The 24,978-nt window shown below is 62.3% G+C and carries 24 protein-coding genes; 16 read left to right on the top strand and 8 right to left on the bottom strand.

The window, feature by feature from the left end:
• Window positions 1-859: AraC family transcriptional regulator (locus tag RWT78_RS16335; protein WP_314676676.1), on the bottom strand; the 859-nt coding region annotated here is incomplete at its 3' end.
• Window positions 860-939: 80 nt separating this feature from the next.
• Here RWT78_RS16335 and RWT78_RS16330 point away from each other — a divergent pair.
• The 9 genes from RWT78_RS16330 (at window position 940) to RWT78_RS16290 (ending at window position 10,118) form a co-directional block, all read left to right on the top strand.
• Window positions 940-1,773: an NAD(P)H-binding protein gene (locus RWT78_RS16330; RefSeq protein ID WP_083055974.1), complete on the top strand. Its 834-nt coding sequence runs from the start codon at window positions 940-942 to the stop codon at window positions 1,771-1,773.
• Complete coding sequence (locus RWT78_RS16325; protein ID WP_208722009.1) at window positions 1,770-2,273, top strand: DUF1772 domain-containing protein; 504 nt, start codon at window positions 1,770-1,772, stop codon at window positions 2,271-2,273. Before RWT78_RS16330 ends, RWT78_RS16325 begins: the two co-directional genes overlap by 4 nt.
• Window positions 2,274-2,284: 11 nt before the next feature.
• The gene (gene lysS / locus RWT78_RS16320; protein ID WP_003945834.1) at window positions 2,285-3,796 is read left to right on the top strand and encodes a lysine--tRNA ligase; all 1,512 of its coding nucleotides are present in this window, start codon (window positions 2,285-2,287) and stop codon (window positions 3,794-3,796) included.
• Window positions 3,797-4,021: 225 nt separating this feature from the next.
• Window positions 4,022-4,174 carry a hypothetical protein gene (locus RWT78_RS16315; RefSeq protein ID WP_167548962.1) on the top strand — a complete coding sequence of 51 codons (153 nt, stop codon included), beginning with the start codon at window positions 4,022-4,024 and terminating at the stop codon, window positions 4,172-4,174.
• 264 nt (window positions 4,175-4,438) lie between these two features.
• Window positions 4,439-4,777, top strand: a complete 339-nt coding sequence (locus RWT78_RS16310) for an Lsr2 family protein (protein WP_314676680.1) — start codon at window positions 4,439-4,441, stop codon at window positions 4,775-4,777.
• A gap of 150 nt (window positions 4,778-4,927) precedes the next feature.
• A complete protein-coding gene (locus tag RWT78_RS16305) occupies window positions 4,928-5,824 on the top strand; it encodes an alpha/beta fold hydrolase (RefSeq protein WP_314676677.1) in 897 nt (298 codons plus the stop codon).
• Between the two features lie 38 nt (window positions 5,825-5,862).
• Window positions 5,863-6,720, top strand: coding sequence for a triacylglycerol lipase (locus RWT78_RS16300; RefSeq protein ID WP_003945438.1), 858 nt, complete (start codon window positions 5,863-5,865; stop codon window positions 6,718-6,720).
• Between the two features lie 297 nt (window positions 6,721-7,017).
• Window positions 7,018-9,561, top strand: coding sequence for an ATP-dependent Clp protease ATP-binding subunit (locus RWT78_RS16295; protein WP_003945604.1), 2,544 nt, complete (start codon window positions 7,018-7,020; stop codon window positions 9,559-9,561).
• A 77-nt stretch (window positions 9,562-9,638) separates the two neighbouring features.
• Window positions 9,639-10,118 carry a nucleoside deaminase gene (locus RWT78_RS16290; RefSeq protein WP_007726965.1) on the top strand — a complete coding sequence of 160 codons (480 nt, stop codon included), beginning with the start codon at window positions 9,639-9,641 and terminating at the stop codon, window positions 10,116-10,118.
• Between the two features lie 57 nt (window positions 10,119-10,175).
• On the opposite strand, the gene fadD5 is transcribed toward RWT78_RS16290, so the two are convergent.
• From fadD5 to RWT78_RS16275, 3 genes are all read right to left on the bottom strand, one after another.
• On the bottom strand, window positions 10,176-11,765 hold the full coding sequence (gene fadD5, locus RWT78_RS16285) for a fatty-acid--CoA ligase FadD5 (RefSeq protein ID WP_003945871.1): 1,590 nt from the start codon (window positions 11,763-11,765) through the stop codon (window positions 10,176-10,178).
• 95 nt (window positions 11,766-11,860) lie between these two features.
• Window positions 11,861-12,640 (bottom strand): enoyl-CoA hydratase, encoded by a 780-nt coding sequence (locus tag RWT78_RS16280; protein ID WP_003945899.1) that lies wholly within the window; start codon window positions 12,638-12,640, stop codon window positions 11,861-11,863.
• The gene (locus tag RWT78_RS16275) at window positions 12,637-13,626 is read right to left on the bottom strand and encodes a nitronate monooxygenase family protein (protein ID WP_019746804.1); all 990 of its coding nucleotides are present in this window, start codon (window positions 13,624-13,626) and stop codon (window positions 12,637-12,639) included. The genes RWT78_RS16280 and RWT78_RS16275 overlap by 4 nt, the downstream gene beginning before the upstream one ends.
• Before the next feature lie 339 nt (window positions 13,627-13,965).
• Between RWT78_RS16275 and RWT78_RS16270 the strand changes: the two genes are divergently transcribed.
• Entirely contained in the window at window positions 13,966-15,189 is a 1,224-nt protein-coding gene (locus tag RWT78_RS16270; protein WP_276116469.1) for a TetR/AcrR family transcriptional regulator, read from the top strand.
• A 98-nt stretch (window positions 15,190-15,287) separates the two neighbouring features.
• Complete coding sequence (locus RWT78_RS16265) at window positions 15,288-15,722, top strand: OsmC family protein (RefSeq protein ID WP_007726950.1); 435 nt, start codon at window positions 15,288-15,290, stop codon at window positions 15,720-15,722.
• Here the strand turns inward: RWT78_RS16265 and RWT78_RS16260 are convergent.
• Together RWT78_RS16260 and RWT78_RS16255 are read right to left on the bottom strand one after the other, a co-directional pair.
• Window positions 15,697-16,179, bottom strand: a complete 483-nt coding sequence (locus RWT78_RS16260) for a hypothetical protein (RefSeq protein ID WP_314676665.1) — start codon at window positions 16,177-16,179, stop codon at window positions 15,697-15,699. The genes RWT78_RS16265 and RWT78_RS16260 overlap by 26 nt on opposite strands.
• Window positions 16,176-16,691, bottom strand: coding sequence for a DUF4352 domain-containing protein (locus RWT78_RS16255; RefSeq protein ID WP_003945701.1), 516 nt, complete (start codon window positions 16,689-16,691; stop codon window positions 16,176-16,178). The genes RWT78_RS16260 and RWT78_RS16255 overlap by 4 nt, the downstream gene beginning before the upstream one ends.
• A gap of 24 nt (window positions 16,692-16,715) precedes the next feature.
• Between RWT78_RS16255 and RWT78_RS16250 the strand changes: the two genes are divergently transcribed.
• The 3 genes from RWT78_RS16250 to RWT78_RS16240 all read left to right on the top strand — a co-directional run bounded on the left by RWT78_RS16250 (window position 16,716) and on the right by RWT78_RS16240 (window position 19,473).
• Complete coding sequence (locus tag RWT78_RS16250; protein ID WP_314676663.1) at window positions 16,716-18,071, top strand: histidine kinase; 1,356 nt, start codon at window positions 16,716-16,718, stop codon at window positions 18,069-18,071.
• Window positions 18,072-18,119: 48 nt separating this feature from the next.
• Window positions 18,120-18,773, top strand: coding sequence for a response regulator transcription factor (locus RWT78_RS16245; protein ID WP_021342792.1), 654 nt, complete (start codon window positions 18,120-18,122; stop codon window positions 18,771-18,773).
• 70 nt (window positions 18,774-18,843) lie between these two features.
• Window positions 18,844-19,473: a DsbA family oxidoreductase gene (locus RWT78_RS16240; RefSeq protein ID WP_314676659.1), complete on the top strand. Its 630-nt coding sequence runs from the start codon at window positions 18,844-18,846 to the stop codon at window positions 19,471-19,473.
• On the opposite strand, the gene RWT78_RS16235 is transcribed toward RWT78_RS16240, so the two are convergent.
• Window positions 19,452-20,720, bottom strand: a complete 1,269-nt coding sequence (locus RWT78_RS16235; RefSeq protein WP_314676657.1) for a GAF domain-containing protein — start codon at window positions 20,718-20,720, stop codon at window positions 19,452-19,454. The genes RWT78_RS16240 and RWT78_RS16235 overlap by 22 nt on opposite strands.
• 77 nt (window positions 20,721-20,797) lie before the next feature.
• Window positions 20,798-21,577 (bottom strand): acetoin reductase, encoded by a 780-nt coding sequence (locus tag RWT78_RS16230; RefSeq protein WP_065456247.1) that lies wholly within the window; start codon window positions 21,575-21,577, stop codon window positions 20,798-20,800.
• A 219-nt stretch (window positions 21,578-21,796) separates the two neighbouring features.
• Here RWT78_RS16230 and RWT78_RS16225 point away from each other — a divergent pair, with 219 nt between their 5' ends.
• Window positions 21,797-22,942: a hypothetical protein gene (locus RWT78_RS16225; RefSeq protein WP_314676653.1), complete on the top strand. Its 1,146-nt coding sequence runs from the start codon at window positions 21,797-21,799 to the stop codon at window positions 22,940-22,942.
• A gap of 140 nt (window positions 22,943-23,082) precedes the next feature.
• Complete coding sequence (locus RWT78_RS16220) at window positions 23,083-24,918, top strand: NAD(P)/FAD-dependent oxidoreductase (RefSeq protein WP_314676651.1); 1,836 nt, start codon at window positions 23,083-23,085, stop codon at window positions 24,916-24,918.
• The last annotated feature ends 60 nt before the right edge of the window (window positions 24,919-24,978 follow it).

Raw genomic sequence — 24,978 nt, 5'->3', positions numbered from 1 at the left:
TCGAGTAGCCCACTTCTCGCGCGATCGAGGACACCGTTCGTGCCGGGTCTGCGAGTAGATCCGCCGCCACGGACAGTCGCCACTCGGTCAGATAGCCGACAGGTCCGAGCCCCATGAGGCTGGTGAACCGGCGCGCGAAGGCCGCTCGCGAGCTGCCGGACTCCTGGGCCAGGCTCGCGACTGTCCAGGGGTGTTCCGGCCGATTGTGTATGAGCCGCAAGGCATGCCCGATGACGGGATCCTCGTAGGCCTTGATCCATCGCGGTGATCGATTCGGGTTCTCGGCGAACCACGTACGGACCGCCGATATCAGGACAAGGTCCAGGAGCCTGTCCAGCAACACTTCCTGCCCTGGCCCGTCGGCGGCGATCTGTTGTTCCAGAAGGTTTGTCATCGGCGCGGTTTCGATGCTGCGTCGTACTACCGCGACGGGTGTCAGGCTGTCGAGGATCTGACGGCTGACATAGGAGTCCAAACGGTATGTGCCCGTGAGCATGACGGTCTGACCACTGGTCGAGTTGCCCCAGGTGCGAATGCCGTGAACTGACATGTCCTCGAGTGGTGATCCGTCGACCGCAGCGCAGTTTTGTGCCTCGTCGATGAGTACGTGGACCGGGGTGTCCGGGTGATCGGCGACCGTGTAGGGATCGGGGCCGCGCAGGAGTGCAACGTCGCCGGCCTCGAGATCTTCTGTCTGTCCGGTGTCGGAGACGACGACCGCGCTGCCTCGAACCAGAACCAGCACGGTGATCGGTGCGTGGTCCTCGATACGTAATGACCACGGTGGATCGAGCAGCGAGCGCAGTAGAAAAGCGCCCTCCGCCCGCGATCCCGCCAGCATCATCGACAATGCATCCATGCTTCGACCGTAGACGCTGGCGTATGTTTTTGCGACCTTCGGCTATGGATCGTATTGATGCTCCGCGGTCGAATGAGTGCATGACGACAACAAGCGACATTCAATCGGCAGTAGTGATCGGTGGTACCGGTAAGACCGGTGCGCGCGTTGCGCAGAGGCTGACGGCGGTGGGAATCCGTACCCGAATCGCGTCGAGAACATCCGGGACGCGTTTCGACTGGAACGATCAGACGACGTGGCAGCCAGCAGTGTCCGGCGTCGACGTGGCATATGTGACGTATGCGCCAGATCTGGCTGTTCCGGAATCGAGCGCCCACATCGAGGAGTTCGCGGAGCTTGCGTACCGCGAAGGGGTTCGTCGCATGGTGCTCCTGTCCGGGCGCGGTGAACCGGCGGCGCAGAAAGCCGAGCAGGTTCTCGCCGACAGCGGTCTGGAATGGGCTGTGGTGCGGGCCAGTTGGTTTGCCCAGAACTTCAGTGAGGGGTACCTACTCGATCCGATTCGGGAAGGCCACCTGGCACTTCCGGTCGGTGAGGTGGGGGAGCCGTTCATCGACGTCGACGATCTCGCCGACGTTGCGGTGGCCGCATTGACTCGAACCGACCTCCTCGGCCGAGTTCTCGAGGTGACAGGTCCGGAGTTGCTCACTTTCGCGGCGGCGGTTGATGCGATTTCGACGGCGTCGGGTCGTCTCGTGACATTCGAAAGAATTGGACTCAAACAGTTTTCCGACGGCATGGCGGAGGTCGGCGTCCCGAGTGACGTCGTGGAGTTACTCAGGTACCTGTTTGCCGAGGTTCTCGACGGACGAAATCAAAGTGTGACCGGCGTCGTCGAAGAGGTCCTGGAACGACCCGCTCGAGATTTCACCACTTTTGCCGCCGAGGCTGCCCGAACGGGGGTCTGGTCGTGAAGAAATCCGAGATTTTCTTGGAGCTGCTGCTCGGCGTGACTGCACTCGGCGCGCTCGTCGCCGGTGGTGCGTTGTTTGCCTTCTCTTCCTTCGTGATGCCCGCCCTGCGGTCGGTGGATGCACATACCGCGATCACGTCGATGCAGGCGATCAACGTCGAAGCGCCGCGTAGTGCGTTGATGCTGCCGCTGGTCGGATCGGCGCTCACCGCGATCGCCGCTGGAATCTGGGCATCGATCTCCAGACCGGACGGCTGGGTCCTTGCTGTCGTCGGTTGCGTCGGGGTGCTCGCGTCCTTCGCGGTGACCGCGTCCTACCACGTCCCTCGCAACGACGCTTTTGCCTCGGTCAGCGCTACCGACGCAGCCGCATGGGCGTCGTACGAGGCGGGTTGGACTATGTGGAATCACGTTCGGGTCGGGCTGTACCTGCTGTCGGGAATCGTGCTCGCGGTTGCCGCGGTGCTACCAGCAACAAACGCGGTGGACACGGCCCAGTAGTCTTGTACCCCGTGAGTGATGTAGAAGCCCAGCCAGTCGACGACACCCCCGAGCAGCTCCGTATCCGGCGCGAGAAGCGTGAACGGATCCTCGCGCAGGGGCAGGAGGCGTACCCGGTTTCGGTCGATCGCACCCACACGCTCGCGCAGATCCGCGCGGAGTACCCGGAACTCGAGCCGGACACGGCGACTGGCGTGCTGGTCGGCGTCGTCGGCCGCGTCATCTTCATGCGCAACACCGGCAAGTTGTGCTTCGCGACTCTGCAGGAAGGCGACGGTACCCAGCTGCAGGCCATGATCAGCCTCGCCGGCGTCGGCGAAGAGGCACTGGCTGCCTGGAAGTCCGACGTCGACCTCGGCGACTTCGTCTTCATCCACGGTGAGGTCATCAGCTCCCGTCGCGGCGAGCTCAGCGTGATGGCCGACGCGTGGCAGATCGCGTCCAAGTCGCTGCGCCCCCTGCCGGTTGCTCACAAGGAAATGAGCGAAGAGTCCCGGGTGCGTCAGCGCTACGCGGATCTGATCGTTCGCCCCGAGGCTCGGGACAACGCCCGCAAGCGTGTCGCTGTTGTCCGTGCGCTGCGCAATGCACTCGAGAGCCGCGGCTTCCTCGAGGTCGAGACGCCGATGCTGCAGACGCTGCACGGCGGCGCGGCAGCTCGCCCGTTCGTCACGCATTCGAACGCCCTCGACATCGACCTGTACCTGCGTATCGCGCCGGAACTGTTCCTCAAGCGTTGCGTCGTCGGCGGTATCGAGAAGGTCTTCGAGATCAACCGCAACTTCCGTAACGAGGGCGTCGACTCCACCCACTCGCCCGAGTTCGCAATGCTCGAGACGTACGAGGCCTACGGCACGTACGACGATTCCGCAAAGATGATTCGTGAACTCGTCCAGGAAGTTGCGCAGGAAGCATTCGGCACGCAGGTCCTCACCCTCGCCGACGGTTCCGAGTACGACGTCAGTGGCGAGTGGCAGGTTCTCGAGATGTACCCGTCGCTGTCGGCTGCCATCGGCACCGAGGTCACGCCGGATACGACGGTCGACGAGCTTCTCGCTCTGGCGGAGAAGGTCGGCCTCGAGGTTCCCAAGGACAAGGGCTACGGCCACGGCAAGCTCGTCGAGGAACTGTGGGAACACCAGTGCGGCGATCAGCTGTACGTGCCGACGTTCGTCCGTGACTTCCCGGTCGAGACGTCGCCCCTGACCCGTGATCACCGCAGCAAGAAGGGTGTCACCGAGAAGTGGGACCTGTACATCCGCGGATTCGAGTTGGCGACAGGATACTCCGAACTTGTCGACCCGGTCATCCAGCGTGAGCGCTTTGTCGATCAGGCGCGCCTCGCGTCGGCAGGCGACGACGAAGCGATGGTGCTGGACGAGGAGTTCCTCGCCGCGATGGAACAGGGCATGCCGCCGACCACCGGCACCGGCATGGGAATCGATCGACTGCTGATGGCTTTGACGGGTCTCGGTATTCGCGAGACGATTCTCTTCCCGATCGTTCGTCCGTCCGCTCGCTAGCTTTACTTCGATCAAGGTTCGGCCGCACATGTTGCGGCCGAACCTTTTTCAGTTGGGGCGCTCCCAAGGTATTCGATAGTTCCCAACGACATTCGCCTGCGGCAAAGGATTCATCCATGCGCGGTCGCCCGAGTTTCGGACTCTCGAATTGTTGCGATGATTTGGTCAATCGTGCCCTGGTTGAGTGCGTCAGGTAGTCCCCGATCCGACTGGACAAGGAAGACCATGACCTCGGCTGTGGAGTATCCGGGTGTGGTGACGACATCGAATTGTGCTGAGGGCGGATCGCATTCGTTGTCCGCCGGGATATTTGTGACGGTTGCGGTGTACCGGATCGCCGGGCGTCCGGAGATGGTGAAATTCGTGGGTCCGCTGTAAGCGATGCTGGCGAGAGTGCCGTTCTTGGAGGCGAAGATTGCGCTCGGTAGAGGTCTTTTCTCGAGTCGTCGTCTGTCATGATTCCCCCGTCTGGATGCATCCCCCGATGCGCCGCAAAGAATGTATCGGCACTGTCTTTGTCGCAAGACAAGTCGACCGGCATACCCGGCGGAGATCAGTCCCAATCATCCGGACGAGCCAAGACAGGACGTTTGTCCAGGTGCTATTGTCGCTGCTTATCGAAGGATCTGGGGAGGAATGGTCGTGGTGAAAAAGGTTGTTGTCACGATGGTTGACGATCTGGACAAGAAATCGCCCGCCGACGAAACTGTGGAGTTTTCCGTCGACGGAGTTGCTTACGAAATCGATCTCACCGCCGCCCACGCCGCGGAACTGCGCGATGCACTGAAAAAGTGGATTACCCATGCGAGAAAGTCGAATTCCGCAAAATCGGCCAACGGATCGGTGGCCAAGTCTCGCCCAGTTGCCGACCGCGATCAGAGTGCCGCCATCCGCGAATGGGCCAAGGGTGCCGGTTTCGAGATTTCGGCCCGCGGTCGTATTTCCACCGAGGTGCGCCGAGCCTACGAAAAGGCCGTCTGAAATGGATCGCGAATGGATTCGGGCGCATTTTGCCGAAACGGATTGATAACGCGTTCTAGTTTGTTAGCGTCTGCACGGTTCGCATCTCTCGTAGAGGAGTCGGTCGTGCACAGAAACAGGTTGTTCGGGGGCGTGGTTCTTGCCGCTCTGATGTTCGTCGGGTTCACCTCCGTGGCTTCGGCTCAGGCTCCGTTGCCCGTGCCCAATGCCTTCCTTGCCGGTGTTCCTCAGGAGTTGGGAAATCCTGGCGGTTCAGCTCCGGGATCCAATGACTTTTCGTGTAAACCGACTGCCGAACATCCCAATCCGGTTGTGCTCGTTCACGGAACGGGTGGAAACAGGCAGACCAACTGGGCCACCTATGCGCCGTTGCTCGCCAACGAGGGCTACTGCGTCTTCGCGCTGACATACGGCAACTTCCCCGAGCAGCCTTGGCCGTTGTCGGCCATCGGTGGAATGCAGGAAATTCCTTCCAGCGCAGCACAATTGTCGAATTTTGTCGATCAAGTACTTGATGCCACGGGTGCTACATCGGTAGATCTGATCGGACATTCCCAGGGCACCATCATCAACGGGTACTACGCGAAGTTCCTCGGTGGTGCCGACAAAGTGGACAACATCGTCTCGGTGGCGTCGCTGTGGAAGGGGACGCTCGGAAACGAGCAGGCAAGTGTCGGCCGCAGCCTTCGCGAACTCGGGGTATCCGAGGCAGCGCAGGCCGGATTCCCGATCTGCAAGGCATGTCTGAACATGGGGGCAGGCTCGGAGTTCATCGAAAATCTCCGTGCGGGAGGCGTTTACGCGCCGGGTGTTCACTACACGAACATCACGACCCGCTACGACGAACTGGTGCTGCCGTATACAAATGGGCTGGAGCCTGGGCCGAACGCCACCAACATCGTCGTCCAGGACGGTTGTGAGCAAGACATCTCCGATCACCTGGCAATCGCGGCATCGCTGCGCGCCGCGACTTTTGCTCTCAATGCACTCGACCCCGCGCATCAGCGGCCGGTACCGTGCAACTCGGTATTGCCCGTCGTGGGTTGATCAATTTGCGGAGGCCTTCGGTGGGGATTCGAACATGCGTGGGCGCTCTCGCTGTGGCGGGAGCCGTGGCCGCGTCCGCGCCGTCTCTTGCGTCGGCGAACGAACCTCTTCCCGTTCCGTCCGGTTTCCTCAGTGGAATCGCCCTCGAAGCGACCAACCCGGGCGGATCGGCCCCTGGCACCAACGACTTCTCGTGCACGCCTTCCGCTGCTCATCCTGATCCAGTCGTCCTTGTGCACGGGACGGCGGCCAACCGTCAGACCAATTGGGGCGTACTCGCACCCGTACTGGTCAACGAGGGACACTGCGTTTTTGCGCTCACCTTCGGGAATCGAACGGACCAGCCGTGGCCGATTTCCGCAGCCGGCGGTCTCGCACCACTCGGAGACAGCGCAGGGCAGTTGTCGGACTTCGTCGACGACGTTCTCTCTGCGACGGGTGCCTCGAAGGTCGACCTGATCGGACACTCTCAGGGGACGACGGTCAGTGCCTACTACGCCAAGTTCCTCGGCGGCGACGAGAAGGTTTCCAAGATCGTCTCCATCGCTCCGTTGTGGGACGGCTCGGAGGTCGGCCCGCCGGAAGGCGTCGGGGGACCGGATTTCGACAACGCCACCTTCGTCACCGAACTGCGCGACGCGGGCGTCTACTCCGATGACGTCGAGTACACCAACATCGTGACTCGGTTCGATCAAGTGGTCGTTCCGTACAGCAGCGGAATACTGGCCGCGTCGAACGCGTCGAACATAGTTGTTCAGGACGGTTGCGAGCAGGACCTGTCGGATCACATCGCGCTGGTGGCGTCGCAGCGAACGGCGACTCTGACGCTCAACGCGCTGGATCCGTCGAATCCGCGTGAGGTGCCGTGCGCTCGGGTACTCCCGATATTCGGCTGATCAGGCGTCGAAAATCGCTGTTCGCTTCAGGCGTACAGGAACCGGGAAACGATTCCCTCAGCTGCGACGTTGTGAACGGTAAGCAGTCCGGCTTCCGCCGCCAATCGGGTGGAGGAGCAGCAGGTGGACTTCGCGCCCTCTAGAGTAATAAGTGGGGTCGTGCAACCTTTGTCGATTCGTGGACGTCAGTCCGCTGACCGGCGAGGCGATCAGTCTGTAGTGCCGGAGCGAAACGCGGCGACCAGGGACGAGACATCCGGTCTCGAACCTGCCCGCCGGAGAGTGTGAGGGAGAGCGATGTTCGAGAGGTTCACCGATCGCGCGCGGCGCGTTGTTGTCCTGGCTCAAGAAGAAGCCAGGATGCTCAACCACAACTACATCGGCACGGAGCACATCCTTCTCGGCCTCATTCACGAGGGCGAAGGTGTTGCAGCCAAGTCGTTGGAGTCGTTGGGTATCTCCCTCGAGGGAGTCCGCAGCCAGGTCGAGGAGATCATCGGCCAGGGCCAGCAGGCTCCGTCCGGTCACATCCCCTTCACACCGCGCGCCAAGAAAGTTCTCGAGCTGAGTCTGCGCGAAGCGCTGCAGCTCGGACACAACTACATCGGTACGGAGCACATCCTGCTCGGTCTCATCCGTGAGGGTGAGGGCGTAGCAGCCCAGGTTCTGGTCAAGCTCGGTGCCGATCTCAACCGCGTCCGCCAGCAGGTCATCCAGCTGCTGTCGGGCTACCAGGGCAAGGAGCCCACCGAAACCGGTGGCACCCGCGGAGAGGCCGGCACGCCGTCCACCTCGCTCGTGCTCGACCAGTTCGGTCGCAACCTGACGCAAGCTGCCCTCGAAGGCAAGCTGGACCCGGTCATCGGCCGCTCGAAGGAAATCGAGCGCGTCATGCAGGTTCTCTCGCGTCGTACCAAGAACAACCCGGTTCTCATCGGTGAACCCGGTGTCGGTAAGACCGCTGTGGTCGAGGGCCTGGCTCAGGCAATCGTCAACGGTGAGGTCCCCGAGACCCTCAAGGACAAGCAGCTGTACACGCTCGACCTCGGGTCGCTCGTGGCCGGCAGCCGTTACCGCGGTGACTTCGAAGAGCGCCTGAAGAAGGTTCTCAAGGAGATCAACACCCGCGGCGACATCATCCTGTTCATCGACGAGCTGCACACCCTCGTGGGTGCGGGCGCGGCCGAGGGCGCTATCGACGCGGCCTCCATCCTCAAGCCCAAGCTTGCTCGCGGTGAGCTGCAGACCATCGGTGCCACCACGCTCGACGAGTACCGCAAGTACATCGAGAAGGATGCTGCCCTCGAGCGTCGTTTCCAGCCCGTTCAGGTGGGCGAGCCGACCGTCGAGCACACCATCGAGATCCTCAAGGGTCTTCGTGACCGCTACGAGGCTCACCACCGTGTCTCCATCACGGACGGTGCTCTCGTGGCAGCGGCGACGCTGGCCGACCGCTACATCAACGACCGCTTCTTGCCGGACAAGGCGATCGACCTCATCGACGAGGCGGGCGCGCGAATGCGCATCCGTCGGATGACTGCACCGCCGGACCTGCGCGAATTCGACGATCGCATCGCCGACGCGCGTCGCGAGAAGGAGTCCGCGATCGACGCGCAGGACTTCGAGAAGGCTGCGAACCTGCGTGACAAGGAGAAGACCCTCGTTGCTCAGCGCGCTGAGCGTGAGAAGCAGTGGCGTGCGGGCGACCTGGACGTCATTGCCGAGGTCGACGACGAGCAGATCGCCGAGGTTCTGGGCAACTGGACCGGTATCCCCGTCTTCAAGCTCACCGAGGAGGAGACCACTCGTCTGCTCCGCATGGAAGAGGAACTGCACAAGCGGATCATCGGCCAGGAAGAGGCGGTCAAGTCCGTCTCGAAGGCGATCCGTCGTACGCGTGCAGGTCTGAAGGATCCCAAGCGTCCCTCGGGCTCGTTCATCTTCGCCGGCCCGTCCGGTGTCGGTAAGACGGAGCTCGCGAAGTCGCTCGCCAACTTCCTGTTCGGCGACGACGACGCCTTGATCCAGATCGACATGGGCGAGTTCCACGACCGCTTCACCGCTTCACGTCTGTTCGGTGCCCCTCCCGGGTACGTCGGATACGAAGAGGGTGGCCAGCTCACCGAGAAGGTGCGCCGCAAGCCGTTCAGCGTTGTCCTGTTCGACGAGATCGAGAAGGCACACCAGGAGATCTACAACACCCTCCTGCAGGTGCTCGAGGACGGCCGTCTCACCGACGGTCAGGGACGTACCGTCGACTTCAAGAACACGGTGCTGATCTTCACGTCCAACCTCGGTACGTCTGACATCTCCAAGGCAGTCGGCCTGGGCTTCAGCTCGGGAACGGGCACGGAGTCGAACTACGAGCGCATGAAGCTCAAGGTTCACGACGAGCTGAAGAAGCACTTCCGTCCCGAGTTCTTGAACCGTATCGACGACATCGTCGTCTTCCATCAGCTCACGAACGAGCAGATCGTTCAGATGGTCGATCTGATGCTCGCTCGCGTCGAGGCAGCACTCAAGAACAAGGACATGGCCATGGAGGTCACCGACAAGGCCAAGTCGCTTCTGGCCAAGCGCGGATTCGATCCGGTACTGGGTGCACGACCGCTGCGTCGCACCATCCAGCGCGAGATCGAGGACCAGATGTCCGAGAAGATCCTCTTCGGAGAGATCGGACCCGGCCACATCGTGCTCGTCGACGTCGAGAACTGGGACGGCGAAGGCTCGGGCGAGGACGCGAAGTTCACGTTCACGCCTACCAAGAAGCCGATCGACGTGCCGGACGCACCGCCGATCGAGCTGACCAAGGCCGGCGAAAGCGAAAGCGCAGCAGAGTAGTACAGCAGAGTAGGTAACGAACGGGCGGCACCTCACCGGTGCCGCCCGTTTCGTGTATCACGGGAGAGGGCGTACACATGAACGACATCGAACTGGGTCACCTGCGTCGTTGCGTCGAATTGGCAACGGAAGCATTGGATGCGGGCGACGAACCTTTCGGTTCCGTCCTGGCAGCGGCTGACGGAACATTTCTGGCGGAGGATCGAAACCGGATCGCGGGCGGCGACAACACTCGCCACCCCGAGTTCGAGCTGGCTCGGTGGGCGGCTCAGTATCTGACGCCGGACGAGCGTTCGACGGCAACGGTGTTCACTTCGGGAGAGCACTGCGCGATGTGTTCGGCCGCGCACGCGTGGGTGGGCCTCGGACGTATCGTCTACATCTGCTCTTCGGCTCAACTCGGCGACTGGCTCGCGGAGTGGGGTGTGTCCCCGGCGCCGGTGAAGTCTCTGTCCGTCAACGAGGTTGCGCCGAACGTCCCGGTCGAAGGCCCAGTGCCGGAGTTGGTTCCGCTGGTGCGAGAACTGCATCGGAAGTTGCATTCGCCGAGTGCTTGACGGGCACACACAAACGGGCGGCACCTCGCTGGAGGTGCCGCCCGTTTGCGTGTGAAGTCAGGAAACTGCGTCGACCGCTCGAACCTTCTCTCGCAGTTCACCCTTGACGACCTTGCCGCTTGCATTGCGCGGCAGTGCTTCCACGACGACGATGTCCTTCGGGTGCTTGTAGCGCGCGAGACGATCGTTGAGGAAGCTGCTCAGCTCCTCGATGGTCAGGTCCACGGCTGAACCTGGCGCCATCGCGACGATCGCTACCGGCACCTCGCCCCACTTGGCGTCGGGGCGACCGACGACGGCCGCTTCGACGATCAATTCGTGTTCGTAGAGGACGTTTTCCACCTCCGCGCAGTAGATGTTCTCTCCGCCGGAGATGATCATGTCCTTCTTGCGATCCACGACGTAGACGAAGCCTTCGTCGTCGACTCGAACGAGATCGCCGGAGTGGAACCATCCACCGTGGAAGGCGTCAGCGGTGGCGGTGGGGTTGTTCCAGTATTCACTCATCATCGTGGGCCCGCGGTAGACGATTTCACCGATTTCACCGGGCGCCACGTCGTCCATGTTCTCGTCGACGACCCTGGCCGAGATGGTCGGGATGACCCGACCGACGGATCCGAGCTTACGAATCGCATCCTCGCCGTCGAGAACGCAAGTGATGGGCGACATCTCGGTCTGACCGAAGACCGCGACATTGAATGCGTCCGGGAAGGTCTCGGCCATTGCCCGCAGGATCGTGTCGGACGACGGTGCGGCGCCCCACGAGATGTTCTTCAGCGACAGTGCTCGCGGTTGCGCCTTCTGTACGGCGCACACGGCCTGCCATTGCACGGGCACGAGGAACAAGCTGGTGACCTTCTCGGCTTCCAGAATGTCGAGTAGTTGACCCGGGTCGAATGCGCCGACCGGATGGATCACCGTGGTCGTGCCGAGTTGCAGGCTCGGCGCTATGGAACCGAGGGCTGCGATGTGGAACATGGGCGACGCGCAGAAGCCGATGGAATCGGCATTGAACAGGTGGAAGGCCCTGATACAGGTCAATGCTTGCGAAGACAGGTTGGAGTGGGAGAGCACCGAGCCCTTGGGGCGACCGGTGGTTCCCGAGGTGTACATGATGAGTGCAGGAGTGTCGTCCGGGATGTCGACGAACGCGTGCGACTCGCCCTCTTCGCTGATCAAGTCCTCGTAATTCAGGCTGTCACCCTCGGCGGGGGCGCCTACGGTGATGGAGATGTCGATACCCTCGGACGCGGCTCGCGCAGCTCCGGCCAACGGAGCCAACGGTCCTTCGGCGACAATGACTTTGGAGCCGGAGTCGTTTACCAGATAAGCGACCTCGGGTGGTGTCAGACGGAAGTTCACCGGAACAGCGATGGCGCCCAGTGCGTTGGTCGCGAGCACGACCTCGAGGTATTCGGGGCGGTTGAGCATCAGGATGAGCACGCGGTCGCCGAAGCTGACGCCGCGTCGGGCAAGAGCGTCCGCCAGCTTCTCGACGCGTGCGTCGAGGGTGCTCCAGGTGATGGAATCGCCCAGGAATCGCAGTGCGGTGCGATCGGGAATCATCTGCGCATGCCTGGCGATCTGATTGTTCCAGTTGGTGCGGCGTGAACGCTGCGCCTCGGAGACTGCATCGGTGGAGGCCATCGATGGGTTCCTCTCATGCGTGGGTGATTGTGTGACTCAGGCTACAGTGAGCCGTCGATTCGTACAGTGGTTTTGTTAACGAAAATTCGCAGTGATTACTTGAAGTGGGGCGCGCGTTTCTGCAGCATCGCCATTGCGCCTTCTTTGAAGTCCTCGCCAGTGAGAAGTTCTGCCTGACCGGTATTTTCGAGCTCCAGCGCAGCATCGAGGCGGTCCAGTGTCGCCGCATTGAGTGCGCGCTTGGTGAGTTCGAGGGCGCGTCGGGGAGCCTTCGACGTGCGATCGACGACGGAGTCGACGAGTGCGTCGAACGCGTCGTCGGCGACGGTGCGGGACACGAGCCCGAACCGCTCTGCGTCCTCGGCGGAAACTCGCTCGCCCAGCAATGCCATCTCGGCCGCTCGGGCGCGTCCGATCGCTGCCGGTACCAACGCACTGGCGCCGCCGTCGGGCATCAGGCCGATGTTGACGAAGGAGAGGAGGAAATAGGCGCTCGATGCGGCGTACGTCAGGTCCGCGGCTAGAGCGATGGACACTCCGACGCCGGCGGCCGGACCGTTGACCGCGGCGATCACCGGGACCGGGGCGCTGGTGATGGCGCGAATCAGCGAAGTCGCCGCATCCATGACGACTTTCGGGTCTGCGGGGTTGACGGCCGCTGCGGCGAGGTCGGCTCCGGTGCAGAACGCTCGACCGGATCCGGTGATGACGATGGTGCGAACGGCCGGGTCTGCGCCGCCGTCGTGGACGGCAGCTGCGAAAGCAGTCATCGTGGGCAGATCGATCGCGTTCATCCGCTTCGGGCGGTCGAAGGTCAATCGCAGTACACCGTCGGTGATTTCGGAGCGAAAGCCCGTCTCGGCGGTGGCGGTCATGCCGCGCTCACAGCGGTGACGAATCCGGAAAGCCGTGAGGTGATGAGGTGTTCGGCCTCCGAGACCATGCGGTCGATCATGTCGGCGACGGTCGGGATGTCGTTGATTAATCCTTGGCTCTGTCCGGCGGACCAGATGCCTGCATCGAGGTCGCCGTCCTCGAAGACCTTGCGTCCGCGGGCTCCGGCTACCAGATGCTGAATGTCGCTGAACTGCGCGTCGCCACGTGCTTCGATGTCGACGACCTCGGCACTGATCGCATTCGCGGCTACGCGCGCGGTGTTGTGAAGGGTCCGGAAGATCAGCTTGGTGTCGCGTTCGGTGTTTGCGACAATCTGCTCTTTAACCGATTGTGCCACAGGGGATTCCACGGTACACATGAAGCGAGTTCCCATGTTGACGCCGTCTGCTCCGAGCGCAAGCGCCGCGACGAGTCCACGTGAATCTGCGATTCCGCCTGAAGCGATCACCGGAATCGTGAGTTGCTGCGTGGCCGCCGGAATCAGAATGAGCCCTGGTATGTCGTCCTCGCCTGGGTGCCCGGCGCATTCGAAGCCGTCGATGCTGACGGCGTCGACGCCCAGTCTCTCGGCTTTGACCGCATGTCGAACTGCAGTGCACTTGTGGATAACTTTCACGCCCGCGTCCTTGAAATGCGGAAGATGATCGATCGGATTGGAACCGGCGGTTTCGACGATCTTGATCCCGGATTCGATGATCGCCTGGCGGTATTCGGCGTACGGCGGCGGCGTGATCGACGGCAGAATAGTGAGATTGACGCCGAAAGGCTTGTCGGTGAGATCGCGGGTTCGAGCAATTTCCTTGACGAGGTCTTCCGGTGTGGGTTGGGTGAGGCCCGTCAAGAACCCGAGGGCGCCGGAATTTGCCGTGGCCGCAACAAGTTCTGCTCGTCCCACCCACATCATGCCCCCTTGCACGATGGGATGGTCAACGCCGAACATTTCGGTGAAGCGAGTGCGAATCATCTGCTCACAACTACTTTCTTACGGTCGGTCATTCGGCATCGAACCCTCTTGCGGGCGAAGAAAACTTCACGCCGCAGGGAACGAGCCCGCCAGCGGACTACGTGCGAGGTTATGCGAATCGTCACTAACATAACACCGCTGAGAGAGCGGGTGTCAAGACTCTTTTTCCGGAATCCGTCCGCCGCTACAACTGCGTTGTAGGGTTTCGGGTGAAGCAGTACCGGGCGCGAATTGCGACCTTCGCGACGGTTAACATGATCCGTTCGGACTCGCGCCCGTGGAAGTGCGGTGCAGCGGACGAAGGCAGTGCAAGAGAAAGCAACGGAAGTGGAGGGTCAGGTGCCCGGACAGACACGCGTCTCCGTGCGTGGCAGCGACCCTGCACCACGGACGCGTCCGAAGAATCGGAAGGCACAAATCGCGGCCGCTGCTGCGGAAGCATTCAGCGAACGTGGCTACCACGCGGTGGGCATCGACCAGATCGCAGCGAAGGTCGGAATTTCCGGTCCGGCCCTCTATCGTCATTTCCCCACGAAATACGCCCTGTTCGTCTACACCGTGAACAACCTGACGCAGGCGTTGTTGGATGCCAGCGATCCAGCTGTGCACGGAAACGAAAATCCACGCGAGCAGTTGAACTCCACGATGGTGGGTGTCATCCGCGCGACGATCGAGAATCGGCGCCGGGGAGGGCTCTACCGATGGGAGGGCAGGTACCTGGTCGACGAGGATCGTGAGCAATTGCGGGTGGGAATGCGCACGCTCAATCTTCGGATTGCCGAGCCGCTGGCTGCGGTTCGTCCGGAACTCGACCCGGCGGATGTAGAACTCATCGCGCCCGCCGTGCTCAGTGTGATCGCCAGTATCACCGGTCATCGATCTGCGTTGTCCGCCAAGCAGATCGAAGCGCTGATTCTTGCGGCATGCTGGTCCGTCATCGGCGTCGAATTGCCCGCTGCCGAGGAGGACGGCGCGAGGGCAGAGGCGTCCGAACGCAAAACCGGCCTCGTACGGACGTCGAAACGTGAAGTGCTGCTTCAGGAAGCGGTGTTGCTGTTCTATCAGCGCGGCTACCACGACGTGAGCATCGAGGAGATCGGTGCCGCGGCGGGTATCAACGCGTCGAGTGTGTATCGGCACTTCGCGAGCAAGGCCGACCTTCTTGCTGCGGCCTTCCACCGGGCGTCCGATCGTCTGACTATGACGTTGGGCTCGGCGTTGGCTGAGTCGGAGACTCCTCTCGCGGCCGTCGAGACGTTGGCGAAGATGTACGTCGAGGTTTCGTTCGGAACCAGCGAACTGTTGGCCGTGTACTTTGCCGAGATCGGTAGCTTGCCGGATCGATCACGGACCGAGTTGCGCAACATTCAGCGTTTGAACGTCGAGGAGTGGGCGCACTTGTGTGTCGAGGCGCGTCCGGAGTTGACGATCGTCCAAGCACGGTTCCTCGTCCACGCGGCGCTCGGACTGGTCTTCGACATCGGCCGAATCGTGCACTTTTCCTCGGAGAACTCCGCGCAGGCCCGCGTCGAGAAACTGCTGTCCGCGGCGCTCCTCGGGTAGTCCCGTCCGAAACAGTAGGTGTGACTTCACGTATCGCGGGTAGGTTCGTGATCGCAAGGCGTTCACCGAATCATGTGAAGACGGAAGTAGGGACAGCAATGCCAACTCGTACCGCACGCACCGCCTGGAACGGCACCCTCGAGGCCGGATCGGGACAGGTGGAACTCACCAGCTCGGGCGTCGCCACCTTCGACGTGTCGTTCCCCAAGCGCGCAGCTGAGGAGGCCGGCGGAACCACCAGCCCCGAGGAACTCATCGCCGCGGCGCATTCGTCCTGCTACGCGATGCAGTTGTCGGCCCTGATCGCCGAGGCCGGCGGGACCCCGCAGAGCCTCGACATCACCGCGGACGTGTCACTCGGCCCCGACACGGTCGGATTCAAGCTCACCGGAATCAAGCTCACCGTTCGCGCCGAGGTCGACGGCCTCGACGCCGACGGTTTTGCCAAGGTTGCCCAGGCGGCCAAGGAAACCTGCCCGGTCAGCAAGGCACTGACCGGCGTCGACATCACGTTGGATGCGGCCCTGGACTGATCATCTCGTGCTCGGGCGCCCCCTCCGGCGCCCGAGTGCGGTTGTGTGTGACGACCAGGTAGCTCGCGAACAGGATCGGGAGCACCCACAGGTCCGAGGGATCGCGATAGACCAGGATCGGCAAGAGATCTCCGCGGAATCCTCCTGCGGTCAGGCGGAGAAACCCGATCACCCACTCGTATGCGTCGCCGATCGGCGGTATCACCTTCACGGCGGCGAAGCCGATCCCCGTGACTGCGATGGACCAGGCGATCGCTGCTCGCCCCACCAGACTTCGCCTGAGCACCTCGAGAACCGAGAGCAGAAGCAGGGGAAGCAGGAACACACCGGCAACGTCGGACAGCTTGCCCGTCATCGTGTTCCCGAATGCCCCTTTGAGTACGTGGTCGTTGATCAAGATGACGGCCACCGAGACCAGTGCCCACGGATTCAGCAGCAGATCGCCCGGACGGTTCACGACAGGTTGATGGTTGCCGAGCCGGACGAGAACAGATCGCACTTGAACTGAAGGCGCAGACCGGTGGCGGCTTCGGGGACCTCGTACGCCAATTCGCCTCGCTTGGCAGCGCCCGGCGCGAGCTCTCCGTCGACACTCGACGTGCTGCTGTCGGTGAACGTGATGTTGTACGACTTGTTTGCCGAGTCCTGCAGTTCGAAGCACATCATCGACGAGACCGTCGACGGCTTGTCACTGTTGTTGGTGACCTCGGTGTCGACCACGACGTAGCGGTTTCCGGGATCGGCGGTGATGAACTGATTGGTCGAGACGTAGGGATCGACGACGCCGTGTACCTGGACGCGCCAGTCGCCCAGTTCGACGACGTCACCGATTCCGAAGGCGGCCGCAGGTGCGGCGGAAGAACCGTTGTCGTCGACCTTCTTCGCTTCGTCGGTCTCGCCCGAGGCGATGGTTGCGAACAGGGCTGCGCCGACGGCGAGGAGGGCGAGGGGAGTGCGGAGTGATCGCATGATGTGCGCCTTTCGAGAGTTGGTATGGCACAAGTCAACGATGTGAGGACTGCTCACCGCTTCGGTCGAAAGATCGGTCCGCCTCATCCTTTCGGTCGGAGCCTGGCGGTTCGTCCACCCGTTCGGCTGATTCGAGGCGTCGGTGGCGGTGGATACGCTTGCTCGGTGATCACCACCAAAGGAACCGTTGTGCGACGACGCGTATGGACTACCGCCGCTGTCGCGTTCAGCCTTTTCTGTTCCTTCATGACGGTGGGCATCGCAGGCGCGTCGGGAAATATGCCACCGGTATTGGTCGGTATCGGGTTCGTCCTGGGCGTGGCCGGTGGGATATCGCTTGTGTGGCGCCATCAGTATCCCTGGGTGGTTCTGGCGATCACGCTGGTCGGCCCGTTGTTCTTCCCCACCGATGCGACGGCGGCGCTCATCGCATTGTTCGCCGTTGCTCGGATCGCGCGTGGGCCTCGGCTTGCTGCCGCTGCGGCAGCTGTCTTCGTCGCGTGCGGAATTTCGTTGACCTACGACGCTTTTCGCAATCGTGAGTACTCCGTTCTCACGATGGGCACCGCGAAACCCAAAGACGGTTCGGTGGTTGTTCAATACGACGTCGCCATCTGGATCCCGTGGCTCGTCGCAGCCGTCATGGTCGGCATCGTCGTGGCGCTCTCGCTCCTGATTCGGACCAGAACCGAACTCGTCGAGGCCGAACACGTACGGGATCTTGCCACCGAGAAAACAGACGTGATGCGCGACGAGATGATTCGCACCGAGGAACGAACGCGGATCGCGCGCGACATGCACGACACGATCGCGGCCAGTCTGAGCCGGATTTCGTTGTTCGCCGGTGGGTTACAGGTCAGCGCGGCAGACAATCCCGAGAAGGTGGTCAACACCGCTGCGATGATCAGAACCACCGCGCACGAGGCTTTGGACGAATTGAAGGGAATCGTCGGAGTGCTCAGGGGAAGCGGTGATCGCCGCGAACACGGCGGGCACCAGGGGATCGACGCGATCGGCGATCTGGTCAACGGTGCACGCGCCGCGGGCATTCACTGCCGTCTCGAATCGGAGTTGCTCCCGGGTGATGTCGGAATGCTGGCGGGGCACGTCTGTTATCGCGTCGTTCAGGAATCGTTGACCAACGTCCAGAAGTACGCGAGCGACCAGATGCTCGTCGTTTCGGTGACCGGGTCGCCGCACGACGGAATTCGTATCCTCGCACGCAACAAGCTGAGCGAGCTTGCACCCATGACGTCGATCGGTTCGCGGTCCGGCTTACGCGGGTTGGCCGAACAGGCAAGAGAAATCGGCGGCAAGGTGGAGGCAGGCGCGCTGGGGGACGATTTCCTCGTCAGTTGCTGGGTGCCCTGGTCGTCGTAACCCTCCCACCCTCCGACTGTCGGGGGCTCTGGGTAATCTGAGCGCACTATGGACGCTGACTCGCGCATCACAGTTTTGATCGTCGACAACGACGCGTGGGTTCGGCGCGGGATGAAGGACATCCTGGAAGCAGCGCCGGACATCGTGGTGGTTGCCGAGGCCGAGGACGGCGATCAGGTCGCAGCCAAGGTCACTCGTTTTCGTCCCCACGTGGTGCTGATGGATCTGAAAATGGCACGGGTCGGTGGCTTGGAGGCCACGCGTGAATTGATGACCATGAGCAATCCACCGAAGGTCATTGCCATGACCGCTTTCGACGTCGACGACATGGTTGTGCAGGCAGTCGAGGCGGGCGCGCACAGTTTCCTGAGCAAGGACGCAGCTCCGCAGGCGTTCCAGCAGGCAGTGCGGGTAGTGGCGTCGGACCACTCGTTGTTCAGTTGCGATTCTCTGCGCGCCATCGTGGCCTCGTCGCCGCGTCGGCAAGCGCCCGATCAGACTCCGCTCGCTTCGCTCACCGAGCGCGAGCGCGAAGTGCTGACAATCCTGGCGACAGGCGCGGCCAACAGTGTCATCGCGGAGCGGCTGTACCTCGGTGAGACCACCGTCAAGACGCATATCTCTTCGCTGTTCGGCAAGCTGGGTGTGCCCAACCGCGTGAGTGCATCGTTGATCGCGTTCCGGTGTGGCCTTGTGACGTGACTCGGGACTAATCCCGACCCTGTTCGTTGTTGCACCTTCGGTGACTGATCAAATCGTGATTGACCAAGACGTGACCATCGAAGTGTGGTCGGACGTCGCTTGTCCGTGGTGCTACATCGGAAAGACCAGGTTCCTCTCGGCGCTGGATCGTTTCGAGAACAAGGACCGCGTCAACGTCATCTGGCGCTCGTACCAGCTCGCTCCGGAGACCCCGGTGGGAGAGGGCCGAACCGAACTCGACGCCTTGGTCGAAATGAAGGGGATGGCGCCTGATCAGGTACGTCAGATGTTTGCCCACGTCAGCGCGACGGCAGCCGAGGTCGGCTTGACCTTGGACTTCGACACCGTGATCGCCGCCAACACCTTTGATGCGCACAGGTTGCTGCATCTCGGGGGTGAGCGGCAGAACGAACTCCTCGAAGCGCTGTTCAAAGCGCACTTCAGCGACGGCAAGGTGATCGACGACCGTGAGGTGCTGGTCGAGCTGGCCGTGAGCGTCGGCCTCGACGCCGACGTCGTGCGCGAGCAACTGGGCTCCGATGCCGCAGCCGAGGCTGTTCGCGAAGATCTGTCCATGGCCCGCCAACTGCAGGTCAGCGGCGTTCCGTTCTTCGTCGCCAACCGTGCGGTCGCAGTATCCGGCGCTCAACCCGAAGAGGTGTTTCTGCAGTTGCTCACTCAGGCCTCCGAACCGGCCTGAGTAAGGCGAGCGGCACGAACTGCCGGGGCGTTCGAGAACGGCAACAGATGTGCACCGTCGTCGGGGCAGGAAAGCGTGACGTGCGCTGCATCGACGAACCGGTACGGCTGCGCTGCAACAACTCCGGCAAGGTTCTTGCGCAGACGCGACATCTCGGCCCGCGCGGTCACCGTGCGGGCCGGGTCACCGAAAAGATCCTGCGCCAACCGCGATGCGGTCAGTCCACGCCTCTCGGATCCGAGGAGAAACAGAATCTCCGCATGCCGCTGGGTCGGGCAGTAGGCCCATTCGCCCAACCCCGACGTGACGGTCACCGACATGTTCTCGGAATCGCGCAGATCGATATGCACCGTGGGCGCCCTGATTTTCTCGCCGGTGGCGATCGGCCGGACCACCCACCCGCCGGGAAGTGGATCCAGTTCGCACAGGCCCAGTGCCGGGAACCATGTCCTGCCGGGAGCCAAAGCTGCGGGGAGCAGCACGCGCGAGCGATGAGGTAGCGCATCGACCGCCGCTACCCAGCCATGAGTATCGATCACCAATGCCGGTGATCCGCTACGTGCAAGCATCGGCCCTGCAACAGAACGCAATTGATCGAGATTGTCCCGATGCTTGTCGCGTAGGTGTGATTGCGCGAGGCGTGCGACGGCGTCGACCAGAGCGAGTGTGGTGGGGTGGACGGTCTTGGCGGGACCACTGATGTCGACGACGCCGATGACGCGGTCGTCCCGCGGATCGCGGATGGGTGCCCCCGCGCAGGTCCACGGATGATGGCTGCGCGCATAGTGTTCCGCCGAGAAGATCTGAACCGCCTGTCGTGACACCAATGCCGTTCCGATGGCGTTGGTGCCGACGCTGTCCTCGGCCCAGTTCGCACCCTCGACAAATCCCAGACGCGCAGCTTGGTCCAGTACACGATGGGACCCGCTGCGCCACAGAACAGTTCCGCGAAGATCTGCGACGACCATGATGTTCTCACCGCTCGCGGTAACCGATTCGAGTCCACGCGTCACGTCGTCAAGCACGTCGTACAGTCCGGACTCACGACGACGGAGATCGAGTTCGGCGACGTCCATGGACGGTTCGACCCGGTTGTGTTCGGGGTCGATACCTAACTCGCGCAGGCGTTGCCACGATTGGCGGACCACGTCCCTGGGGCGGGCCGGTGCGCGGTCTCCGGCCATCGTCGCGTCGTACACCGCGGCGAGGGTCCTCGCGTAGTCGCGAGGATCCTCGCCGGGCGGCATCGCAGGCTCTGGCAACCGCTTTTTCAGTGAAGATACCGTTTTCAGTGAAGACGCCGCTTTCAGTGAAGACACCTCGGTCAGCGGTAGACGAGGCCGCCGTCGATGAGACCGGCCTGACCGGTCATGTAGTCGGAATCGGGCCCGGCAAGGTACGAGACGAAACCGGCGACATCGTCGGGGGTTTCAGCTCGACCCAGCGCAATTCCGCCGACGAACTTCTCGTAGGTGGCGCCCTCTGGTGCACCGGTCAATTCGGCGAACCTCTTGTCGATCGTCACCCACATGTCGGTGCCCACGACGCCGGGGCAGTACGCGTTGACGGTGATTCCGTCGGACGCGTATTCCTTGGCCGCAGCCTGAGTGAGGGCCCTGACCGCGAATTTTGTTGCGCTGTAAACACCTAACATGGCGAACCCGTCGTGGCCGGCGATGGACGACGCGTTGATGATCTTTCCGCGCCGACCCAGAGCTTGGAACTTTGCTGCTGCAGCTTGAATTCCCCACAGGACACCGTCGACGTTGACGCTCCAGATCTTGGAGACCTCTTCCGGCGTCGCGTCGGAGATCGGGCCGACGAGAGCGATTCCCGCGTTGTTGACGATGACGTCGAATCCGCTCAACTCACTGTGCGCGTGTTCGACTGCGGCGTGAACCTGCGCGCGATCGCTGACATCGGCGATAAACGTCGTCGCACGACGACCGATCTGTCTGATCTCGTCGGCAACCGCATCCAGCTTGGTCTGGTCGAGGTCGACCAACGCGATGTCGGCGCCGTCGTGGGCGAGGCGGAGAGCGATTCCGCGTCCGATTCCTTGGCCGGCGCCGGTGACCAGTACTACCTTGCCCGTGATGCTCATGCAGATCTCCTCGTAAGCAGTGAACCAGTCGGTTGTGAACCGGTGAGTGATTTGTATGTGACGGCGACCACAATGCGGAAGGGTTGCACCGTGTTGCAATTCCGGAAAATCGGACAGCAGTTGCAACCCTCGGCAACCCTCCCGGTACCCCGCGCGACGGTTCCATAGTTGCGCCACCACTTCGCGAATCATCTTGCGAGACAATCTGGGAGAGGGCACATGACCGCTACAGTCGACACACCCACGGAACCGGCCACGCCGAGCCGACAACCGTCACGCCGCTGGATCGGGTTCGGGATCGCGAACCTCGTGATCGTTCTCGTGCTGGCCGTGGCGAGTTGGTACCTTCTGGCCGATCCGACCACCAGTCCCTGGAGTTTCTATCCTCTGCCGTTCAACGCGGCGCTTTTCTGGGCAATCCTTTTTGTTGTGTTCATCGGCTTCAATTGCGAGTTCGCCGGCTTCGATCGACTCCCACAGCCGGCGAAAGGCTTGGCGATCATGGTCGCGACCGCGGCCTTCGCCGTCGTGGTGACGTGGCTCCTGGCAAACGGCTTGGGGAGTTTGTACCCGGATTTCGCGGCCGATCGTGAGGGCGGCCTCGGATATTTCGCGGGTGCGCTGTTCGTGCTCTTCGGCTTCGGGACCTGGGTGATGGTGGTCCTGAACTGGCAGCATCGGCCGTGGACTTCCCTAGGGATGAAGCAGCCGTTGGTGGGTTTGTGTGAGATCGCGTTTGTCGCCGTTCCGACGCTGGCGCTGTACTTCGTGTTCGGTCTGCCGTCCGTGTCGCTGTCCGCCACGGATCCGTTGATGACCGTCGACACCGTACTCGGGTGGTTCTACTGCGTCGTGGTGGTCGTGATCCTGACTGGCCAGACGCTCGACAACTGGCCGTGGCGACTGTTCGGCGGCGGCGGTAAGACGGCGCTCGCAGCCACGATCGGTAACTTCGCCGTCGGAACCGGCTTGTACTTCGTGGCACTTCCGGTCGTGAAGGTGTTGGTGGGAAGCGATGCCGTTGCCGAGTTGGGTGGTGTGGTCCATCAGTTCCCGGCGCAGCTCGGTGTGTGCTGGGCCTTCTGGATGATCTTCTGGGCCAACGCCTTCGGTAACAAGCCCACGGGCTTTGCGGACGGGGTCAACCTGGCGATCCGCGCGCTGCTCACGTTTGCGCTCGCGGTGGTCACATTCTTGTACTATTACCGCTTTGCGGCAGAGCACATTCTTCACGAGCCGGCAGTTGTCGGCGGATTGCACGGCAATGCACTGGGTTTCGTGGACTGGGCCGTGTTGTGGACGCTGTTCTACGTCGTGGGATTTCAGTCGCTGGGACTCGGCAAATTCAAGCCTACTGAGGGGTGAGTCGGTTGCCCGCACATCGGTGCGGGTAACCGGTATCGGGCGGCGGCACCGCGCCCGCTGATTGCAACAGACTGCAACGCTTGTGACCGGGGCCACTTATGGGATGTGCTGTGTGTCACATTCACAAACAAGGAGAAGTGATGACGCAAACCATCGATTCCGCAGTCACCCCCGAGGTGAAGTTGACGGCGGTGACACCTCAGGAACGCGTCGACGCCTGGCTGGCGGATTTCGAGTCGGCCCTCGCGGCTCGTGACATCGAGCGTGTGGCAGGCAAATTTGCACTCGACAGCTTCTGGCGAGACCTGGTGTCGTTCACCTGGAACATCAAGACCGTCGAAGGTCGCGAGCAGATTGCCGACATGCTCTCCGAGCGTCTCGACGACACCGATCCTTCGGGATTCCGGACCACCGAGACGCCCGACGAGGCCGACGGCGTCACGTCAGCCTGGATCGAGTTCGAGACTGCAACCGGTCGCGCGCACGGGCACCTTCGTTTGAAGGGAGATGAAGGTTGGACCCTGCTGACGTCGCTGCAGGAATTGAAGGGACACGAAGAAGGTAAGGGCACTCGTCGTCCGCGCGGCGCCAAGCATGGGGCAGACCCGAACCGCATCACGTGGGCCGAGCAGAAGGAGATCGAAGACCGCGAACTCGGTTACACCACACAGCCTTACGTCGTGATCGTCGGCGGCGGCCAAGGCGGCATCGCGCTCGGCGCCCGGATGCGTCAGCTCGGAGTACCGGCCATCGTGATCGACAGCCACGAGCGACCCGGCGATCAGTGGCGCGGACGCTACAAGTCCCTGTGCCTGCACGATCCGGTTTGGTACGACCACCTGCCCTACATGCCGTTCCCCGACAACTGGCCGGTGTTCGCGCCCAAGGACAAGATCGGCGACTGGCTCGAGATGTACACCAAGGTCATGGAGGTTCCGTACTGGAGTTCCACGACCTGCACCTCGGCGTCGTTCGACGAGAAGGCCCAGGAATGGACCGTCGAGGTCAACCGCAACGGCGAGAAGCTGACGTTGCGTCCCAAGCAGTTGGTGATGGCGACGGGTATGTCCGGCAAGGCCAACGTTCCGACGTTCCCCGGGCAGGACAAGTTCCTCGGCGATCAGCACCACTCGAGCAAGCACCCCGGCCCGGATCAGTACGTAGGCAAGAAGGTCGTCGTGATCGGGGCCAACAACTCCTCGCACGACATCTGCGGCGCACTGTGGGAGAACGGTATCGACGTCACGATGGTGCAGCGCAGCTCGACGCACATCGTGAAGTCGGATTCGCTGATGGATTTGGGCTTGGGCGATCTGTACTCGGAGCGAGCACTGGCCGCGGGCATGACGACGCACAAGGCAGACCTCACGTTCGGTTCGCTGCCGTACCGGATCATGCACGAGTTCCAGATCCCGGTGTACGACGCAATCCGTGAGCGCGACAAGGATTTCTACGATCGCCTCGAGAAGGCGGGCTTCGAGCACGACTGGGGCGACGACGGTTCGGGCCTGTTCATGAAGTACCTACGCCGTGGCTCGGGGTACTACATCGACGTCGGCGCGGCCGAACTGGTTGCCAATGGAGACATCAAGCTCGCGCACGGCAACATTCGTGAGCTGACCGAGAACAGCGTGATCCTCGAAGACGGTACGGAATTGCCTGCCGACGTGGTGGTCTACGCGACCGGCTACGGCTCGATGAACGGCTGGGTGGCGGATCTGATCGGTCAGGACACCGCCGACAAGGTCGGCAAGGTGTGGGGCCTGGGGTCGAACACCACCAAGGATCCGGGACCGTGGGAAGGCGAGCAGCGCAACATGTGGAAGCCGACGCAGCAGGAAGCGCTGTGGTTCCACGGAGGCAATCTGCATCAGTCGCGCCACTACTCGCTGTACTTGGCGTTGCAATTGAAGGCGCGTTACGAGGGCATCCCGACGCCGGTGTACGGACTGCAAGAAGTGCATCATCTGAGCTGAAAAAGAACTGCTGTGCGCCTTTATTAACCCCGGGGGGGTAATAAAGGCGCACACCAGGGT

Source organism: uncultured Rhodococcus sp., assembly GCF_963525155.1.
In the GTDB taxonomy this organism is placed as follows: Bacteria; Actinomycetota; Actinomycetes; order Mycobacteriales; family Mycobacteriaceae; genus Rhodococcus_F; species Rhodococcus_F qingshengii.
This window is presented reverse-complemented; position numbering and strand designations above follow the sequence as displayed.

Excerpts from the sequence above, each read along its gene's own strand:
- RWT78_RS16295 (WP_003945604.1), top strand. The coding sequence starts at position 7,018 with ATGTTCGAGAGGTTCACCGATCGCGCGCGGCGCGTTGTTGTCCTGGCT.
- RWT78_RS16290 (WP_007726965.1), top strand. The coding sequence starts at position 9,639 with ATGAACGACATCGAACTGGGTCACCTGCGTCGTTGCGTCGAATTGGCA.
- RWT78_RS16280 (WP_003945899.1), bottom strand. The coding sequence starts at position 12,640 with ATGACCGCCACCGCCGAGACGGGCTTTCGCTCCGAAATCACCGACGGT.
- RWT78_RS16230 (WP_065456247.1), bottom strand. The coding sequence starts at position 21,577 with ATGAGCATCACGGGCAAGGTAGTACTGGTCACCGGCGCCGGCCAAGGA.
- RWT78_RS16330 (WP_083055974.1), top strand. The coding sequence starts at position 940 with ATGACGACAACAAGCGACATTCAATCGGCAGTAGTGATCGGTGGTACC.
- RWT78_RS16275 (WP_019746804.1), bottom strand. The coding sequence starts at position 13,626 with ATGATTCGCACTCGCTTCACCGAAATGTTCGGCGTTGACCATCCCATC.
- RWT78_RS16220 (WP_314676651.1), top strand. The coding sequence starts at position 23,083 with ATGACGCAAACCATCGATTCCGCAGTCACCCCCGAGGTGAAGTTGACG.
- RWT78_RS16225 (WP_314676653.1), top strand. The coding sequence starts at position 21,797 with ATGACCGCTACAGTCGACACACCCACGGAACCGGCCACGCCGAGCCGA.
- RWT78_RS16255 (WP_003945701.1), bottom strand. The coding sequence starts at position 16,691 with ATGCGATCACTCCGCACTCCCCTCGCCCTCCTCGCCGTCGGCGCAGCC.
- RWT78_RS16305 (WP_314676677.1), top strand. The coding sequence starts at position 4,928 with ATGTTCGTCGGGTTCACCTCCGTGGCTTCGGCTCAGGCTCCGTTGCCC.
- RWT78_RS16250 (WP_314676663.1), top strand. The coding sequence starts at position 16,716 with ATGGCACAAGTCAACGATGTGAGGACTGCTCACCGCTTCGGTCGAAAG.
- fadD5 (WP_003945871.1), bottom strand. The coding sequence starts at position 11,765 with ATGGCCTCCACCGATGCAGTCTCCGAGGCGCAGCGTTCACGCCGCACC.
- RWT78_RS16235 (WP_314676657.1), bottom strand. The coding sequence starts at position 20,720 with ATGCCGCCCGGCGAGGATCCTCGCGACTACGCGAGGACCCTCGCCGCG.
- RWT78_RS16315 (WP_167548962.1), top strand. The coding sequence starts at position 4,022 with ATGACCTCGGCTGTGGAGTATCCGGGTGTGGTGACGACATCGAATTGT.
- RWT78_RS16245 (WP_021342792.1), top strand. The coding sequence starts at position 18,120 with ATGGACGCTGACTCGCGCATCACAGTTTTGATCGTCGACAACGACGCG.
- RWT78_RS16265 (WP_007726950.1), top strand. The coding sequence starts at position 15,288 with ATGCCAACTCGTACCGCACGCACCGCCTGGAACGGCACCCTCGAGGCC.